This window comes from Pseudomonas sp. RL_5y_Pfl2_73, from assembly GCF_963970515.1.
GTDB lineage: Bacteria > Pseudomonadota > Gammaproteobacteria > Pseudomonadales > Pseudomonadaceae > Aquipseudomonas.
This window is the reverse complement of sequence record NZ_CAXAPD010000022.1, coordinates 94,230-111,863: the sequence shown is the minus strand read 5'-3', so window position 1 is coordinate 111,863 and position 17,634 is coordinate 94,230. Positions and strand designations below refer to the sequence as shown.

Annotated in this window: 17 protein-coding genes and 1 pseudogene; 7 read left to right on the top strand and 11 right to left on the bottom strand. The window is 60.3% G+C overall.

What is annotated here, in order from left to right; all coding sequences use genetic code 11:
• Window positions 1-202 (bottom strand): carbon starvation CstA family protein (locus AACY42_RS20650; protein WP_339481966.1); only part of this gene is annotated, 202 nt, incomplete at its 3' end.
• A gap of 157 nt (window positions 203-359) precedes the next feature.
• Here AACY42_RS20650 and AACY42_RS20645 point away from each other — a divergent pair.
• Window positions 360-716, top strand: a complete 357-nt coding sequence (locus AACY42_RS20645) for a PilZ domain-containing protein (RefSeq protein ID WP_339481965.1) — start codon at window positions 360-362, stop codon at window positions 714-716.
• A 141-nt stretch (window positions 717-857) separates the two neighbouring features.
• Here the strand turns inward: AACY42_RS20645 and radA are convergent, their stop codons facing one another.
• The 3 genes from radA to katB all read right to left on the bottom strand — a co-directional run bounded on the left by radA (window position 858) and on the right by katB (window position 4,640).
• A complete protein-coding gene (radA, locus tag AACY42_RS20640; RefSeq protein ID WP_339481964.1) occupies window positions 858-2,225 on the bottom strand; it encodes a DNA repair protein RadA in 1,368 nt (455 codons plus the stop codon).
• A 172-nt stretch (window positions 2,226-2,397) separates the two neighbouring features.
• Window positions 2,398-2,946 carry an ankyrin repeat domain-containing protein gene (locus AACY42_RS20635; protein WP_339481963.1) on the bottom strand — a complete coding sequence of 183 codons (549 nt, stop codon included), beginning with the start codon at window positions 2,944-2,946 and terminating at the stop codon, window positions 2,398-2,400.
• A 152-nt stretch (window positions 2,947-3,098) separates the two neighbouring features.
• The gene (gene katB / locus AACY42_RS20630; RefSeq protein ID WP_339481962.1) at window positions 3,099-4,640 is read right to left on the bottom strand and encodes a catalase KatB; all 1,542 of its coding nucleotides are present in this window, start codon (window positions 4,638-4,640) and stop codon (window positions 3,099-3,101) included.
• A gap of 281 nt (window positions 4,641-4,921) precedes the next feature.
• Between katB and mscL the strand changes: the two genes are divergently transcribed.
• Window positions 4,922-5,335, top strand: coding sequence for a large-conductance mechanosensitive channel protein MscL (gene mscL / locus AACY42_RS20625; RefSeq protein ID WP_339481961.1), 414 nt, complete (start codon window positions 4,922-4,924; stop codon window positions 5,333-5,335).
• Between the two features lie 212 nt (window positions 5,336-5,547).
• On the opposite strand, the gene AACY42_RS20620 is transcribed toward mscL, so the two are convergent.
• Window positions 5,548-6,324, bottom strand: a complete 777-nt coding sequence (locus tag AACY42_RS20620) for a ferredoxin--NADP reductase (protein ID WP_339481960.1) — start codon at window positions 6,322-6,324, stop codon at window positions 5,548-5,550.
• A gap of 291 nt (window positions 6,325-6,615) precedes the next feature.
• Here AACY42_RS20620 and AACY42_RS20615 point away from each other — a divergent pair, with 291 nt between their 5' ends.
• Both AACY42_RS20615 and AACY42_RS20610 read left to right on the top strand, forming a co-directional pair.
• Window positions 6,616-7,329: an autoinducer binding domain-containing protein gene (locus AACY42_RS20615; RefSeq protein ID WP_339481958.1), complete on the top strand. Its 714-nt coding sequence runs from the start codon at window positions 6,616-6,618 to the stop codon at window positions 7,327-7,329.
• Window positions 7,330-7,511: 182 nt separating this feature from the next.
• Complete coding sequence (locus AACY42_RS20610; protein ID WP_339481956.1) at window positions 7,512-8,651, top strand: methyltransferase; 1,140 nt, start codon at window positions 7,512-7,514, stop codon at window positions 8,649-8,651.
• Window positions 8,652-8,690: 39 nt separating this feature from the next.
• Here AACY42_RS20610 and AACY42_RS20605 read toward each other — a convergent pair whose 3' ends face one another.
• From AACY42_RS20605 to AACY42_RS20595, 3 genes are read right to left on the bottom strand one after another with little or no spacing between them, the layout of a single operon-like run.
• Entirely contained in the window at window positions 8,691-8,855 is a 165-nt protein-coding gene (locus AACY42_RS20605; protein WP_339481955.1) for a DUF2474 domain-containing protein, read from the bottom strand.
• Between the two features lie 11 nt (window positions 8,856-8,866).
• The gene (cydB, locus tag AACY42_RS20600; RefSeq protein WP_003205787.1) at window positions 8,867-9,874 is read right to left on the bottom strand and encodes a cytochrome d ubiquinol oxidase subunit II; all 1,008 of its coding nucleotides are present in this window, start codon (window positions 9,872-9,874) and stop codon (window positions 8,867-8,869) included.
• 3 nt (window positions 9,875-9,877) lie between these two features.
• Window positions 9,878-11,314 carry a cytochrome ubiquinol oxidase subunit I gene (locus AACY42_RS20595; RefSeq protein WP_339481954.1) on the bottom strand — a complete coding sequence of 479 codons (1,437 nt, stop codon included), beginning with the start codon at window positions 11,312-11,314 and terminating at the stop codon, window positions 9,878-9,880.
• A gap of 437 nt (window positions 11,315-11,751) precedes the next feature.
• Here AACY42_RS20595 and AACY42_RS20590 point away from each other — a divergent pair, with 437 nt between their 5' ends.
• Window positions 11,752-12,990 carry an MFS transporter gene (locus AACY42_RS20590; protein ID WP_339481953.1) on the top strand — a complete coding sequence of 413 codons (1,239 nt, stop codon included), beginning with the start codon at window positions 11,752-11,754 and terminating at the stop codon, window positions 12,988-12,990.
• A gap of 224 nt (window positions 12,991-13,214) precedes the next feature.
• Here the strand turns inward: AACY42_RS20590 and AACY42_RS20580 are convergent.
• The 3 genes and pseudogenes from AACY42_RS20580 to AACY42_RS20570 all read right to left on the bottom strand — a co-directional run.
• A pseudogene (locus AACY42_RS20580) lies at window positions 13,215-13,526 on the bottom strand ((2Fe-2S)-binding protein); the annotation flags it as partial.
• 325 nt (window positions 13,527-13,851) lie between these two features.
• Window positions 13,852-14,418, bottom strand: a complete 567-nt coding sequence (locus AACY42_RS20575) for a DJ-1 family glyoxalase III (protein ID WP_339481952.1) — start codon at window positions 14,416-14,418, stop codon at window positions 13,852-13,854.
• A gap of 137 nt (window positions 14,419-14,555) precedes the next feature.
• On the bottom strand, window positions 14,556-15,011 hold the full coding sequence (locus tag AACY42_RS20570) for a DUF4879 domain-containing protein (RefSeq protein ID WP_339481951.1): 456 nt from the start codon (window positions 15,009-15,011) through the stop codon (window positions 14,556-14,558).
• Window positions 15,012-15,215: 204 nt separating this feature from the next.
• Between AACY42_RS20570 and AACY42_RS20565 the strand changes: the two genes are divergently transcribed.
• Both AACY42_RS20565 and trmA read left to right on the top strand, forming a co-directional pair.
• A complete protein-coding gene (locus AACY42_RS20565; RefSeq protein WP_339481950.1) occupies window positions 15,216-16,511 on the top strand; it encodes an NCS2 family permease in 1,296 nt (431 codons plus the stop codon).
• Window positions 16,508-17,587 carry a tRNA (uridine(54)-C5)-methyltransferase TrmA gene (gene trmA, locus AACY42_RS20560; RefSeq protein WP_339481949.1) on the top strand — a complete coding sequence of 360 codons (1,080 nt, stop codon included), beginning with the start codon at window positions 16,508-16,510 and terminating at the stop codon, window positions 17,585-17,587. Before AACY42_RS20565 ends, trmA begins: the two co-directional genes overlap by 4 nt.
• Window positions 17,588-17,634: the final 47 nt, after the last annotated feature.

Genomic DNA, 17,634 nt, shown 5'->3' with positions numbered 1-17,634 from the left:
CATCGAGTTGCATCACGTTATTGGCGATGAAGAGGCTGTAGTAGCGGTAGGCGACCAGGTAGATGGCCACGGCCGCGACGACGATCCAGAGGGCGTTGATGGGTTCGCCGCGGCGCAAGGCCACGACGCCCAGGGCGCACGCGCCTAGGACGGCCAGCAGGAGCCAGGGCAGATGGCGCAGCAGGCTATTATTGTTTTTCACTTTCATATTCCAGTCAGGGTGACAAGAAAGATAGCCGCTGGAGTTTAGCGCCAACCCGGGCAAAGGCCATACTCGACAGTCGTTTGTCAGCGGCCGAACGGTGACGATGCCCCGTCAGTTGGGTCTATAGTCAATGAATCTTCAGAGGGAATGCGTAATGAGCGATCGCCGCCGCTTCGTACGAATCGAATTCCATGCCAGGACCGAGCTGATCCAGGCTCCATTCAAATGGCCGGTTGAACTGCTGGACCTGTCCCTCAAGGGACTGCTGATCAAAAAACCCGAGCCTTGGCTGGGCAATCCCGAAAAGCCCTTCATCGCCGACATTCACCTGAGCAATGAGGTGGAAGTGAGGATGGAAGTGCGCCTGACCCACGACGATCACGGTCACCTGGGTTTCGTCTGCGAGCATATCGACCTGGATTCCATCGCACATCTGCGCCGGCTGGTGGAGCTGAACCTGGCCGACCATGATGAACTGGAACGGGAGTTGGCGGCGTTGATCCAGATTTGAGCGACCCCGCTCCCTTGGCGCGGGGATCCATGTGGGAGCAAGGCTTGCCGGCGATGGCTGCGATGCGGTCCTTCAAAATCGCGTCGCCTGCATCGCGAGCAAGCTTTGCCCCCACGTACATTCCTTCCACAATTGCCAGTGCTATTCAAACAACGCATCCAACGCCTGTTCCAGACGCGTCACGGCAATGATCTGCAACCCCGCCGGAGCTTCCTTCGGCGCGTTACCCTTGGGCACGATGGCGCGTTTGAAGCCGTGCTTGGCCGCTTCCTTGAGCCGCTCCTGGCCACTGGGCACCGGCCGCACCTCGCCCGACAACCCTACTTCGCCGAACACCAACAGGTCGTGGGGCAGCGGCCGGTTGCGCAGACTGGACATAACCGCCGCCATCAACGCCAGGTCGGAGGCGGTTTCCAGCACCTTGACCCCGCCCACGACGTTGAGGAAAACGTCCTGGTCGTGAGTCGGGATTCCGCCGTGTCGATGCAACACCGCCAGCAACATGGCCAGCCGATTCTGATCCAGGCCCAGGGTGACCCGGCGCGGGTTCGCCAGGTGGCTGTCGTCCACCAGCGCTTGCACTTCGACCAACATCGGCCGGGTGCCTTCCCACGTAGCCATGACCACACTGCCAGGGACTTCTTCCTGGGCACGCGTCAGAAAGATCGCCGAAGGGTTTGAGACTTCTTTCAGGCCTCTGTCGGTCATACCGAACACACCCAGTTCGTTGACAGCGCCAAAGCGGTTCTTCACCGCCCGCAACAAACGCAGGCGTCCGTCGGATTCGCCTTCGAAATACAACACGGTATCGACCATGTGCTCCAGCACCCGAGGCCCTGCCAGTGCGCCCTCCTTGGTCACGTGGCCCACCAGGAAAATCGCCGTGCCGCTCTGCTTGGCGTAGCGCACCAACAACGCCGCACTTTCGCGCACCTGGGACACGCCGCCCGGGGCCGATTGCAGCTGTTCGGTGAAGATGGTCTGAATCGAGTCGATCACCATCACCTTGGGTTTTTCCAGGCGCGCCGTGGCAATGATGGTCTCGATGCAGGTCTCGGTCATGACCCGCAACTGGTCCTGGGGCAAGCCCAGGCGCCGGGCGCGCATGGCGACCTGCTGCTGGGATTCTTCGCCAGTGACGTACAGCGCCGGCATGCGGGTGGCGAGGTTACACAAGGTTTGCAACAAGATGGTGGATTTGCCGATGCCCGGATCGCCGCCGATCAGCACCACCGAACCGTCCACCAGACCGCCGCCCAGCACGCGGTCCAGTTCACCGGATGCGGTGGAGAACCGCGGGATTTCTTCGACGCTGACTTCGGCCAGGGTCTTGATCTGCGCCTGCTGACCGGCCCAGCCCGTGCGACCGGTGGGTGCCGCCGCACCGCCGCTTTCCACCATGGTTTCAGTCAGGGTGTTCCAGGCCCCGCATTCGCCGCACTGGCCGGCCCATTTGGGAAAGGTCGAGCCGCACTCGGTGCAGCCGTACATGCGCTTTGCCTTGGCCATCTGAACTCCGGAGAAAAACCGCGATGATAGCCCAGTCGGTGGCCTGTACGGCCAGTTCGTTAGCTCAAATTCGGATGCCAGAAGTTTATAGCTCGCTATGGCGAGTAACAGCAACGCAGGGTATGGGCTTGTGGCGCCGAAGTTGGGCTGACAGAACTGGCCACACAGGCCACTAGCGAGGGACCGGCATTCTAATTTCACCCCTGGCCAGATCCACTGCCGTGTTGCCCAACGGGTCCTGGGCCTGAAGATCGGCGCCCTTGGCCTCCAAGGCATCGAGCAACTCGGCACGCTTGAACAGACCGGCGTACATCGCCGCAGTCTGCCCGGCACCGTTGCGTTGGTCCGGGCTGCAATCGGTGGACAACAAACGACGCGCAATCTGCACTTCGCCCTTGAAAATCGCGCCCATCAGCGCTGTGTTACCACGTTTGTCCTGGGCACAGGCATCGGCACCGGCAGCGAGCAGCCGCTCCACCGCCGGGCTGTGGCCGTGATAGGCCGCCAGAATCAACGCGGTGTAGCCTTTCTCATCCCGAGTATCGAGCGAATAACCGGCCTCGATAAAGGTCTCGATCATCGGTACATCGCCGCGGCGAGCGGCATCGAAGTAATAGTTTTGCAACTGTTCTTGTACGGCCGCCGGTTCGGTGGGTATTGGCTGATCGGCCACTACGCTCAGTGACCAGGTCGCAAGCATCGATAAAATGAATCTACCCATCATGACGTCTCTTCTGGCAGATGATTGTGGAGGCATGGTTGCGGGAGCAAGGCTTGCCCGCGATGCAGACGACTCGGTCTGGTTTCAGGCCCCAGCGCCAGCTTCGCGGGCACGCTTTGCTCCCACAGGTCATGTACCTGCCTGGCTATGGATCAGTCAGTCAGTTTTTCCGCCAGGGCCTTGACCCGGGCCAGGTCACCTTTGGCGACACGGGCCACGCCAGTGCCGTACTCAGGGTCAGCCTTGTAGAGGAACGACAGGATGATGTGCTTGCTCTCGTCATCGGTGGTCGCCAAAGAGCCGCCGAAGCTGTCTATCAGGTCATCACGCTCTTGCTTGCTGAACGAACGATACAAATCACCGGCCTGCTTGAAGTTCTGCTCACGCTGGATCTTCGCCTGCTGAGTACTGCCGGTCAGCGCGGCCTGGCTGTAGCGTGCCTGTTGCGGTTCTTCGCGTGGCATCAGGCGGCTCGGCTGATAATTCACCCCGGTGCTGGTGCTGCCAGGGTTCATCGCGCCGTCCTGGTTACCGTTGTTCACCGCCGCCTTGGGGGCATTGATCGGCAGTTGCAGGGCATTGGCACCTAGCCGGTACATCTGCGTGTCGGCGTAGGAAAATACTCGCCCCTGGAGCAAACGATCCTCGGAAGGTTCGATACCCGGTACAAGATTGGCCGGCGCCATGGCCACCTGCTCGGTTTCCTGGAAGACATTCGCCGGATTGCGGTTCAAGACCATTTGCCCGACTTTTCGCTCAGGCACACCCGGCCAGATCTTAGTCGCGTCCAGTGGGTCGAAATCAAACTTGGCAAGGTCCTGTGGATTGAGGACCTGGACGTACAAGTCCCACTTCGGGAAGTCGCCCTTATTAATATGAGCTACCAGATCATTGGTCATATGGCTGTAATCTCGACCCTGAACTTTCATAACTTCTTTCGGATCGAGATTTTTCAAGCCCTGTAAACTTTTCCAATGAAACTTGACGTAGTGAACTTCACCCTTGGTGTTAACCAGTTTGTAAGCATGTACACCGTTACCGTCCATTTCACGGTAACTGGCCGGCGTCCCGGAGTTGGAATACAACTCGGTCAGGGTGCGGGTCGACTCTGGAACATGGGAGAAAAAATCAAAACGGCGTGAATCATCGTCCAGGTTAGTCCGCGGGTCGGGTTTGAAAGCGTGGACCATGTCCGGAAACTTGATGGCATCACGGATAAAGAAGGTCGGGAAGTTGTTACCCACCAAATCCCAATTACCGTCGGCGGTGTAGAACTTCGTGGCGAAACCACGGGGGTCACGCAGGGTTTCCGGCGAATGATTACCGTGCACCACGGCGGAAAAACGCACGAACACCGGCGTAACCTGGCCTGCGGCAAAGACCTTGGCCTTGGTCAAGTCGCTGAGACCATCGGAAACCGTGAAGGTGCCATGGGCGCCGGCCCCACGGGCATGCACCACGCGCTCGGGGATGCGTTCACGGTCAAAGCGCTGGAGCTTCTGGATCAACTGCACATCTTGCAATAAGGTCGGGCCGTTGGGGCCTGCCGTTTGCGAGTTCTGGTTGTCGCCGACAGCCGCACCGTTGTCCCGGGTCAGGGTGGCCGCGCTGACAGACAAGGACAAAAGGCTCGCGCTCAGCACAAAAAAAGCGCGGCGATGGGAATAAGCCCCGTGGCCAAGGGAAGTGTTCATAGGGTGTTCCTCTGATGTTATAGAGCGCATCCATGTGCGCCATCCAGAGGCTAGTGCTCGAAAAAGGAAAATCTAAATAGAAATGCCGTACCGCATCGATAGAAAAAACGTTGTGGGGTGCCAGGCTGAAACCGCGTATCACGCGCGATTGATGGCACTTTGAAAACTTTTCACCCGGGACCAGGTCGATAGCTGAAGCTTTGTAAGCAGGCGTTTCGAGCAGGACTCGTTGGGCTGATTTACACTGCCACTCATCTTTCATTTGTTACAAGGAATAGCTCATGGGCGTGCTAAGCGAATTCAAGGCCTTCGCGGTCAAAGGCAATGTCGTCGACATGGCCGTCGGGATCATCATTGGTGCCGCTTTCGGCAAAATCGTTTCGTCATTCGTTGGCGACGTAGTCATGCCTCCCATTGGCCTGCTGATTGGTGGGGTGGACTTCAGTGACCTGGCCATCATCCTCAAGGCCGCCCAGGGTGATGCGCCTGCCGTGGTACTGGCCTACGGTAAGTTCATCCAGAGCAGCATCGACTTCATCATCGTGGCGTTCGCCATTTTCATGGGCGTCAAGGCGATCAACCGCCTCAAGCGCGAAGAAGCCGTAGCCCCCAGCGCGCCTCCTGTTCCGACCAAGGAAGAGTTGCTGCTGAGTGAGATTCGCGACCTGCTCAAGGCCCAGAACGAGCGCCCCTGAACCTCTCTCCATCGATGAAACCTGTGGCGAGGGAGCTTGCTCCTGCCGGGGGGTAGGAGCTGCCGCAGGCTGCGATCTTTTGATCTTGATCTTTCGCTTGGTCTTTCGCTTGAGATTCAAGCGCGAGGGGAAAGATCGCAGCCTCGTTGCACTCGACAGCTCCTACACAGTTCCTACACAGCGCCTACATGCATGGGGTAGCCCTTCCTTTCCTACCAGTAGTTTTCCACCGCCACCTGGCCCGGCCGACGGGTCAGGCTCAGTTGCAGCTCCCTGGCTTTGAGCAGCTTGCGCGTGTCATCGATCATTTGCGGATTGCCGCACAGCATCACTCGCGAATGCTCCGGCGTCAGCGCTACGCCGACCGCCCGCTCCAGCTCGCCATTTTCGATCAGCGCGGTGATCCGCCCACTGAGTGCCCCCGGATGCTGCTCACGGGTGACGGTCGCAATGAAACGAAACTTATGAGCGTACTCGGCCAGGTAGTCGCGCAGGGGTAGTTCCTTGATCAGCGCCTGATACGCCAGCTCCCGCGCCTCACGCACGCTGTACACCAGGATGATCCGCTCGAATTTTTCCCAGGCCTCAAAATCCTGGAGGATAGAAAGAAACGGCGCCACCCCCGTCCCTGTAGACAACAGCCACAAATCCCGACCGTCGACAAAGCGATCCAGCGTCAGATAGCCGAAAGCCTGGCGATCCACCAACAGTTCGTCACCCGGCTGTAGGCGGCTGAGCTCACTGGTGAACTCGCCATCGGGAACAACGATGGAAAAGAACTCGAGGAACTCGTCGAACGGCGAAGACACCATGGAATACGCCCGCCAGACAGTGGTCCCGTCCGCCTTGACGACCCCCAGCCGGGCAAACTGACCGGCCCGAAAGCGAAAGCCGCGATCCCGGGTCGTACGCAAAGTAAACAAATGAGCCGTCAACGGCTGGACATCTAGCAGGGTTTGGCGGGTGAACTTCTCTGCGCTATCGGTCATGAGTCACTCCAATGGGACAAGACTTGCAGTGTCCCGCAAAGCGAGCGTCTTCACCACCGATGACGAGCAATGGCACTGTAGCAACTAGCTGCGTCCAACCAACAAAATCTTTCACCCAACTTATACAAAACAAAAGAAACTGTAAACATATTCAGCTTAAACGTTTAATCTCTTAAACATTTCAAGATACAAACAGACTAAAAAAAGCCACTACAAATCAAGAATAGTCCTACACTAAAATCTCGCATCATGGATTGGATCCGCATGGACGAATCACCCCAGGAGAGAACGATGGACAAGTGGAAGGACTTGTTATTGAAGAAACTATCCTGCGAAAAAGACCTGCAAACGGCCTATCGTCTGGCCCTGAATTTCTTTAACAATCAAGGGTTTGAATATTGCGCATTTACAGCCTATCTAGGAAGCCCCGACAAGCACACCGGTAAGGTGAACCTGAATAACTACCCTTATGGATGGGACCGGCTTTATGAACAAAACGGTTATGCGTCGAACGACCCACTAGTAGCACATTGCAATCAATCACCGCTCCCCATCTTATGGAATGAGACTGTTTTCGCTCAGGCTCCGAAGTTGTGGAGAGAACTTAATCGACAAGGACTCAAGTATGGTTGGACCCAAGCCGTACATGATGAACAAGGGGCACAGTCCAGCCTGTTCAGCCTGGCACGAACTCATTGCCCCATTGATATCGAGGAGCACTATGCAAATCTTGGCTACGCCATCTTCGCCAGTCAAAGGCTGCATGTACTCGCCAGTAAAAAATTGTCTGACGTCCTCGCAGACAAACCCAAATGCCACCTGTCACCCAGAGAGATCGAGGTATTGAGGTGGTCTGCCGAAGGCAAGACGGCGTCGGAAGTGGGCAGAATTCTCTGTCTTTCCGAACGGACCGTGAATTTCCATGTGTGCAGTTGCATGCGAAAGCTGAACGTCAGCAATAAAATTTCAGCGGTGGCAAAAGCCGCCCAGATCCATGTGATCTGAACAATGGAGGGACAACCCCGGGCTGAAAAACCCGCGAGTAATGTGCAACAAAAGAACGTACCATTTACGGCGCCTCTTGAATGATGTCGCTGCCTGCACGCGACGCAGTTCATTCAGGCGGTCCCGCCCAGACACCTATCTCCAGGCAGCGGGACATTCGTTGATCTCCAGAGTCCCCAGCCATGCCCCTGCTCGACAGCCCCTTCGCCCAACTCGACCTGATCCGCCAACCCGAACAGCAGAACGAACCGCTGCAAGCCTTCGATGCGGCCGATGAATACCTGCTCGCGTACCTGGCCGAACAACAGCCGAGGGCACAGACTCGGGTCCTGGTGCTCAATGACGGCTTCGGCGCCCTGGCGGCCAGCCTGGCGGGCAACGTCCTGGTGACCAGCAGCGGTGACTCCTTCCTGGCATTACAGGCGCTGGAGAAAAACCTGGTGCGCAACGGCCGCCCCTTCGATGCGGTGCCGACGCTACCTGCCAGCGAGCCGCTGACCGGCCCGTTTGATCGCGTGTTGGTCAAAGTACCGAAAACCCTGGCCTTGCTGGAGGAACAGCTGATTCGCCTGCAAGGCCAACTCGCGCCAGGCGCCCAAGTGATCGCCGGGGCCATGATCAAGCACCTGCCCCGGGCCGCTGGCGATTTGTTGGAGCGGTATATCGGCCCGGTGCAGGCCTCCCTGGCGGTGAAAAAAGCGCGGCTGTTGATTGCTACGCCACAACCTGGTTCTTCACAAGGCAGTGCGCCAATCGTATCGCCCTACCCCACGCGTTACTGGCTGGACGAGCCAAAGATCGAGCTGCTCAACCACGCCAATGTATTCTGCCGCGAAGGCCTGGACATTGGCACCCGCGCGTTCCTGCCACATCTGCCGAAAAACCTCGGGACGGCCCGGGTCGCGGACCTGGGGTGCGGCAACGGCGTGCTGGCCATCGCCAGTGCCCTGCAAAACCCCGAGGCCCATTACACCCTGGTGGACGAGTCGTATATGGCCGTGCAATCGGCCGCCGAGAATTGGCGTGCGGCCCTGGGCGAACGCGAAGTGACCCTTCGGGCCGGTGATGGCCTGGCCGGGCAAGAGGCGCAGTCACTGGACGTGGTGCTGTGCAATCCGCCCTTCCACCAGCAGCAAGTGGTGGGCGATTTCCTCGCCTGGCGGATGTTCCAGCAGGCTCGCGAAGCGCTGGTGGTCGGCGGCGCGCTGTACATCGTCGGCAACCGGCACCTGGGTTACCACAGCAAACTGGCGCGGTTGTTCCGCGGTGTCGAGCAAGTGGCCGCCACGCCGAAATTCGTGATCCTCAAAGCCCGCAAATAAATCGTCTGTGGGACAAGCACCTCGGCTCCCCCAGGGGAATCAGTGAGTGGTCAAGCCCGCGGCATTCATGAACATCCGCATCAAGCTGGCAACGATGAACAGCGCCAGCACACTGCTGGCCCAGATCAGCGCCAGCCAGCCGAGCCGCTGCCAGAGTGGCTTGCGTTCGGCGGCCTCGATGTCTTTCAAATCAGGTTTGGCCATGCTCAACGTCCTCAATGGTAACCGTCGTCATGGGTCACCTTGCCGCGGAACACGTAGTAGCTCCAGAAGGTGTACACCAGGATCAACGGAATGATGAACAGCGTGCCGACCAACATGAAGCCCTGGCTCTGGGGCGGTGACGAGGCGTCCCAGATCGAGATGGACGGCGGCACGATGTTCGGCCACAGGCTGATGCCCAAGCCACTGTAGCCGAGGAAGATCAGCACCAAGGTCAGGATGAAGGGCGTGTAGTTGGCGTTGCGCGCCACTGCGCGGAACAATCCGTACATGGTCACCAGCACCAGGATCGGCACCGGCAGGAACCAGAACAGGTTCGGCAGGGTGAACCAGCGTGCCGCGATGTCCGCATGGGCCAGCGGTGTCCAGATACTGACGATACCAATCACCGCCAGCACCACGAACGCCAGCGGCCGGGCCAGGTCATGCATCTGCTCTTGCAACTTGCCCTCGGTCTTCATGATCAGCCAGGTGCAGCCGAGCAACGCGTAGGCCGCGATCAACGCCAGGCCACAGAACATCGTGAATGGCGTGAACCAGTCCAGGGAGCCGCCGGCGAACTGGCGATTGACCACCTCGAAGCCGTCGATGAACGCCCCCAGCGCCACCCCCTGGAAGAAGGTGGCCGTCAGCGAACCGCCAATGAATGCCTTGTCCCAGAGGTGGCGCTTCTCAGCCTTGGCCTTGAAGCGGAATTCGAAAGCCACGCCGCGGAAGATCAAGCCGATGAGCATCAGGATCAGCGGCAGGTACAGCGCCGAAAGCACCACCGAATAAGCCAGTGGAAACGCCCCGAACAGCCCGGCACCGCCCAGCACCAGCCAGGTTTCGTTACCGTCCCAGACCGGTGCCACGGTGTTCATCATCACGTCGCGGTCGCGTTCGCCCTTGACGAAGGGGAAGAGAATGCCGATCCCCAAGTCAAAGCCGTCCATGACCACGTACATCATGATGCCGAAGATGATGACCACGGCCCAGATCAGCGGAAGATCAATACCCATGATTCAATTCCCCTTGTTCGAGCGTTCGTTATGGTCCATGTCGTCGACGCCATCGGCGGCCGACAATGGCCGGGCCGGCGTACGTTTCTGGCCCGGGCCACCATCGCTCGGCTCGGCTTCGTGGGCCTGCGGCCCTTTGCGCACCAGACGCATCATGTAGCTCAGCCCGGCGCCAAACAGCGCGAAATACACCACGACGAACAACACCAGGGTAATGCTCATCTGGACAAAGCTGTGGCCGGACGAAGCATCGGCCGTACGCATCAAGCCATAGACCACCCACGGCTGGCGGCCGATCTCCGTGGTAAACCAGCCGGCCAGGATCGCGACCAGGCCGGACGGCCCCATCCACAACACCATGTAGAGGAACGGCCGGGACTGATAGATCCGATCGTTGCGGCGCAGCCACAGGCTGCACAGGCCGGTGAAAATCATCAGCAACCCAAGGCCGACCATGACCCGGAACGACCAGAACACGATGGTCGAATTCGGTCGGTCCTCAGGCGCGAACTCCTTGAGGGCCGGCACCTGCTTGTCCAGGCTATGGGTCAGGATCAGGCTGCCCAGATACGGGACTTCCACGGCGAACCGGGTCTTCTCGGACTGCATGTCGGGCCAGCCGAACAGAATCAGCGGGGTCGGTTCATTGCCGACGTTTTCCCAGTGGCCCTCGATGGCGGCGATTTTCGCCGGTTGATGCTTGAGGGTGTTCAGGCCATGGAAGTCGCCGATGACCGCCTGTATCGGCGCCACCAGCAACGCCATCCACATCGCCATCGACAGCATCCGGCGGATGGCTGGGTTATCGCGACCGCGCAGCAAATGCCAAGCCGCCGACGAGCCGACGAAGAACGCCGTGGCAACAAACGCTGCGGTGGACATGTGCAGCAATCGATAAGGGAACGAGGGGTTGAACACCACCGCCAGCCAATCCACCGGGATCACCCGGCCGTCGATGATTTCGTAACCCTGGGGGGTCTGCATCCAGCTGTTGGAGGACAGGATCCAGAAGGTCGAGATCAGGGTGCCGATCGCCACCATGACCGTGGAAAAGAAATGCAGGCCGCGGCCGACGCGGTTCCAGCCGAACAGCATCACGCCCAGGAAACCCGCCTCGAGGAAAAACGCCGTGAGCACCTCGTAAGTCAGCAACGGCCCGGTCACCGCTCCGGCGAAGTCCGAGAAACGGCTCCAGTTGGTCCCGAACTGATAGGCCATGACCAACCCGGACACCACACCCATGCCGAAGTTGACGGCAAATATCTTCGACCAGAAGTGGTACAGGTCGCGGTAGGTGTCATCGCGGGTCTTGAGCCACAAGCCTTCGAGTACCGCCAGGTAACTCGCCAGGCCAATGGTGATGGCCGGGAACAGGATGTGGAACGAGATGGTGAACGCGAACTGGATTCGGGCGAGATCGAGCGCCTCCAAACCGAACATAAGTCTTCCTCTGTCAGGTAAAACCGGCTGCGGGCGGGGCTTGCACCAGCCTCCAGGGATATGGAGCGCGATGCTTTTCAAATCGTTCTTTTTATAACCGTCACAACGCAGGACTATGGCCGGATGGCCGCCAGTCCAACGCCTCGAAAGGTATTGATCTGGGTCAAGCAATGCTCAAAGAGTAGCCGCATTCTCGTCGATGAACGGCGTGGTCGTTTGTCGCGTGACAGGTTGTCTCAGTGCTGGCTGCAGCGAGGGGATGTGTGGAAGCAAGTCTGTGCGGGAGCAAGCCTTGCTCCCACCGATAAATCCCCCCGCCACAAAAAAAACGGTGCGCCGTGGAATATCGATGCTTGGCTAACTATTTCTCCACCACCGCAACTTCCAGTTACAGCTCGGTGATAATCTCGATGCCTTCATCACCGGACCCATCATAGATGCCCAGCCAAGCGCCGCTGCTGCTCCGCCACCATCGTCCCTTCATCGCCTTCTGGCTGGCCCGGATATTCACCGCCAGCGGCTTCCAGATGCTCACCGTGGCTATCGGTTGGAACCTCTATCAGCTGACCGGCAACGTCCTGGACCTCGGCCTGGTGGGGTTGGTGGAGTTTGCCCCGCGTGTGCTGTTCATGCTCCACACTGGGCATGTGGCCGACCGCTATGACCGCCGCAAGGTGGCGGCCATCTGTCAGTCATTGCAGGCGATGATTGCCCTGGCGCTGGTGATTGGCAGCGCTACCGACCATGTCACGCGGGAGATGATCTTCATCCTCGCGTTCCTGTTGGGGGCCGCCCGCTCCTTCGAGATGCCGACCACCCAGGCGCTGCTGCCGAGCATCGTGCCGGCGGGGCTGTTTCCCCGGGCCGTGGCCGCCGCGCAATCGGCCCAGCAGTCGGCCACCATCGTCGCTCCGGCGCTCGGCGGCTTGCTCTACGCCTTTGGCAGTGTCTGGGTCTACGGGCCGACGGTGCTGCTTTACCTCATCGCCTGCGGCCTGATGCTCAACCTGCCCGCCCGGCAGACGCCGCTGAACAAAGGCAAGGCGACGCTGGATTCGTTGCTGGCCGGGATTCGCTTCATTCGCAGTCGCCCGGACATTCTCGGGGCGATCTCCCTGGACCTGTTCGCGGTGCTGCTCGGCGGCGCGACGGCGCTGCTACCGGTATTTGCCAAGGACATCCTGCTCACCGGCCCCTGGGGCCTGGGGCTGTTGCGGTCGGCGCCGGCGGTCGGGGCCTTGCTGATGTCGCTGTGGCTGGCGCGGTTTGCCGTGGAGCGCAAGGTCGGCCGGGTGATGTTCACGGCGGTGGGCGTGTTCGGCGTCGCCACCATTGCGTTCGGCCTCTCCACCTCGTTCTGGTTTTCCCTGGCGGTGCTGGTGGTGCTGGGCGCGGCGGACATGATCAGCATGGTGATCCGCGCCTCCTTCGTACAACTGCAAACACCGGATGAAATGCGCGGCCGGGTCAGCGCGGTGAACGGGTTGTTCATCGGCGCCTCGAACCAGTTGGGCGAGTTCGAATCCGGCCTCACCGCCCACTGGTTCGGCACGGTGCCAGCGGTGGTCATGGGCGGCATCGGCACGCTGCTGGTGACCGGGGTCTGGATCAAACTGTTCCCAACCCTGGCCAACCGTGACCGGATGCACGAACCGGTGGATGAAGCGAAGACCTAGCAGCCTGTCGGACTTAGAAAAACCGGGCGGCGCTACGTGATTTCTTTTCGTGTTAAGGCGCATCTTCAGGGCCCGGTGCGTGACTCCAGGTCTATTTCCGTCGGCCACCGCACCTTGGGCGCCAAACGGCGCGCGAGGTTGAAGGACACGTCTTCGTTGTTCCAGTCGCGAGGTGGGCGGGAGAAGGTGGGCAGGGCTTGAGGGCCTTGTTGCATGAACAGTTGGGCCTGCTGCATGGGATGCAATGCGTCATCACCGGCCAGGCCTTCGATGGTGATCAATTCGGCGCCGTCGCACATCACCGCCAGGGTCAGGCAGGCATTGATCCGCTTGCCATCGCGCAGCACCGTACAGGCGCCGCACTGGCCGTGGTCGCAGCCTTTCTTGCTGCCCACCAGGTCCAGTTGTTCACGCAGCAGGTCCAGCAACGTGGTCCAGGCCAGCACTTGCAACTCACGCACCTGGCCATTGAGTGTCAGGCGGATCGGATGACGGACGAAGGACGCCGGCGTCGTTTCGGACAGGGTCGCACTCATGGAACACCTCACGGTTGGTCGTACTTGCGGCGTTTTGGGAAACCGCCGTCATAAGGGGTACGACTTCAGGGTGAGGCGAAGCGTTCAAGGCAAATGATTGACGTTGGAAGCCAGCGCCTTCAGTGAGTCCGCGCGCACTGAAGTTCAATGCGCTGACGCCATCGCGAGCAGGCTCGCTCCCACATTGGTTCTCGAGTGCCCATAGATCCTGCATCCACCATAAATCCCGGTGGGAACGAGCCGGCTCGCGATAGCGGTAGGTCAGATTGCATTGAAGTTGACGGGAACAGCTCCCTCGCCACAGGCGCGTGCCCGCTGAAGAATGTCAGGCCAGCAACTCCGCCGCCACCACACTCCGCACGCCCTTGCCGCTGAGTTGTTCCACCAGCATCAAGGCAAACGCCAGGGCGGCGGCCGACCCCTGGGCCGTGATGCAGTTGCCATCCACCACCACGGGTTGATCGACAAAGCTGCATCCGGACAACTGCTGGCTCACGGCGGGCAGGCAGGTCATGCGCCGCTGGCGCAAAACGCCGAACGTCTGTAGCGCCAGGGCCGGGGTTTCGGCGATGGCGGCGAAGAAACGTCCGGCGGCGGCCTGGTCCTTGATCAGTTGTTGCAGCGGCTGATGGGCGGCCAGGTGTTGGGCGCCGATGATGCCGCCCGGCAGGACGACCAGATCGAAGTCCTGCACAAGCACGTCCACCAGCATGCCATCAGCCGTCAGGCGCGTGCCGCGGGCGCAGGTGAGCATCCGCCGCCCTTCGATGCTCGCCACCACGGTTTCGATCTGCGCTCGACGCAACACGTCGATCAAGGTGACCGTCTGCAAGTCGTCGACACCCTCGGCGACGGCTATCAAGGCTCGGGGGATCTTGGTTCCTGGAATCATGGACGCTCTCCGCTGGGTGATGCCTGTAGTGTAGGAGCTGCCGAAGCCTGCGATCTTTTGATAGGCGCTTGAGATTCAAGCGTCTGGGAAAAGATCGCAGCCTCGCTTCGCTCGACAGCTGCTACGGGGGCCAGCGGTTATTTGATGTTCAGCTGGGTCGACATCCGGTTGCCCGGTGCGTTGATCGAGATGTTGCTGAAGCTGAAGGTGCCTTCCTGCTTGCCCTTCAGGTCGAAGACATACAAATAGCCGACGACTTTGGTCCGTACGGAGCAGTCGTTAAGGTTGCCATTACTGTACGCACACACGGGCGAGCGGGTGCCGTCGACTTCAAAGCCGTCCAGGGTGACATGGGGCTGGCGGCCATAACCGACCTCCAGCACGTAGACCTTGATATTCGGGCCGCGGTGATCGCAACGCGTCTGCGCCTGCCCCGGGACAATATCTTCGAAACCACAGGCCGGTGACTCGACCTTGAGCACCTTGACCTCGCTCAAGGGCGGCGCCGACGCGGCATTGGCGGTCTGGCCAAACAACCACCAGCCCAGCATGCAGCCCACCGCCGCCAGCCGCATTTTATTCATGCAATACATAGAGACCTCCCGGAACCGAGCGCAGTATGGCCCACTTGGCGCGTTGGCAAAACTTCGACGACGATCGCAGCCACAACGCTACGCTGCTGGTATGATGCGCGGCTTTTTCCGACCGGCAGAAATTTCCCGGGCGCCGCTGGCGACCTGTGCTTTGCTGTTGAGGTCGATACATTTACGGCGCCGGGCGCGCCACGGGGAGCAGACATGCTGGAAAGGCTGTTTCAACTCAAGGCACATAACACCAACGTGCGGACCGAGATCCTGGCGGGTGTCACGACGTTCCTGGCCATGGCCTACATCCTGTTCGTCAACCCGAGCATCCTCGGCGAAACCGGCATGGACAAGGGCGCGGTGTTCGTCGCCACCTGCCTGGCGGCGGCCATCGGCTCCACGGTCATGGGCCTGATCGCCAACTACCCGATCGCCCTCGCACCCGGCATGGGCCTGAACGCCTTCTTCACCTACACCGTGGTCCTGCACATGGGCCACACCTGGCAAGTGGCGCTGGGTGCGGTGTTCATTTCCGCGGTGCTGTTCTTCATGCTATCGATCTTTCGCATCCGCGAATGGATCATCAACAGCATCCCGCTGCCCCTGCGGTCGGCCATTGCTGCCGGTATCGGCCTGTTCCTGGCGCTGATCGCCCTGAATAACGCCGGCATCGTGGTGAAAAACCCGGCGACCTTGGTCGGCCTCGGCGACTTGAAAAAACCGGCGCCGATCCTCGCGACCCTCGGCTTTGTCCTGATCGTTGCCCTCGAAGCCTTGAAAGTACGCGGCGCAGTGCTGATCGGCATCCTGGCGGTCACCATCGCTTCGATCCTGATGGGCTTCACTGCGTTCGGCGGCGTGATGTCGATGCCGCCGTCCCTGGCCCCGACCTTCCTGCAACTGGACATCAAGGGCGCCCTGGACATCGGCCTGGTGAGCGTGATCTTCGCCTTCCTGTTCGTCGACCTGTTCGACAACTCCGGCACCCTGATCGGCGTCGCCAAGCGCGCCGGGCTGATGGGCAAGGACGGCCACATGCCGAAGATGGGCCGTGCGCTGATCGCCGACAGCACAGCCGCCATGGCCGGTTCGCTGCTGGGCACCTCCACCACCACCAGCTACATCGAATCGGCGGCGGGCGTCAGTGCTGGCGGCCGCACTGGCCTGACCGCCGTCGTCGTGGCGATCCTGTTCCTGCTGGCGCTGTTCTTCTCGCCACTGGCCGCCAGCGTCCCGCCCTTCGCCACCGCCCCAGCCCTGTTGTTCGTCGCCGTACTGATGACCTCGGGCCTGGCGGAAATCGACTGGGACGACATCACCGTCGCCGCGCCAGTGGTGGTGACCGCCCTGGCAATGCCGTTCACCTATTCCATCGCCAACGGCATCGCTTTCGGTTTCATCGCCTGGACCGCCATCAAACTGGTGTCTGGCCGTGGCCGTGAGCTGAACCCGGCGCTGGTCATTCTATCGATCCTGTTCGTGATCAAGTTGGGTTGGTTCAACGCATGACTTTTGATTCCCAAGCCTACACCGCTCAGCTCCAGGACAAGGTCACCCGCTTGCGTGACCTGTTGTCGCCGTTCGATGCACCAGAACCTGCGGTGTTCGATTCGCCCCTGAAGAACTTCCGCCTGCGCGCCGAGTTCCGTCTCTGGCGCGAGGCCGGCGAACGGCACTACGCAATGTTCTCCCAGGACGACAAGCGCACACCGATCCTCATTGAAGAGTTTCCCATCGCCAGCCTGCGCATCAACCAGTTGATGCCGCAACTCAAGGCCGCCTGGCAAGCCAGCGCGCCCCTGAGCCACAAACTGTTCCAGGTGGAGTTCCTGACCACCCTGGCGGGCGATGCGATGATCACCCTGTGTTATCACCGCCCGCTGGACGAGCACTGGCACGCTGCCGCCTCGAAACTGGCGGCTGACCTGGGCGTGAGCATCATTGGCCGCTCCAAGGGCAAGCGCGAAGTGATCGGCCATGACTATGTGGTGGAGAAGCTCGAAGTGGGCACGCGCACCTTCAGCTATCGCCAGCCCGAAGGCGCCTTCACCCAGCCCAACGGCACGGTGAACCAGAAGATGCTCAACTGGGCTTATGAAGCGCTGGGCGATCGCAACGACGATCTGCTGGAGTTGTACTGCGGCAACGGCAACTTCACTCTGCCCCTGGCCACCCGCGTGCGCAAAGTGCTGGCCACCGAAATCAGCAAGACCTCGGTGAACGCCGCGCTGAGCAACCTCAGCGAGAATGCTGTGGATAACGTCACGCTGGTGCGCCTGTCCGCCGAAGAGCTGACCGAAGCCCTGAACGAAGTCCGGCCGTTCCGTCGCCTGCATGGCATCGACCTGAAAAGCTACGAATTCGGCAGCGTCTTCGTCGACCCGCCTCGCGCCGGCATGGACCCGGACACCTGCGAGCTGACCCGACGTTTCGACAACATCCTGTACATCTCCTGCAACCCTGACACCCTCGCCGCGAATATCGCGCAACTGAACGACACCCACCGCATCACGCGCTGCGCGTTGTTCGATCAATTTCCCTGGACCCACCACATGGAATCCGGGGTGTTGTTGACTCGGCGGTAGGAGCTGACGAGTGCAACGAGGCTGCGATCTTTCCCCAGACACTTGAG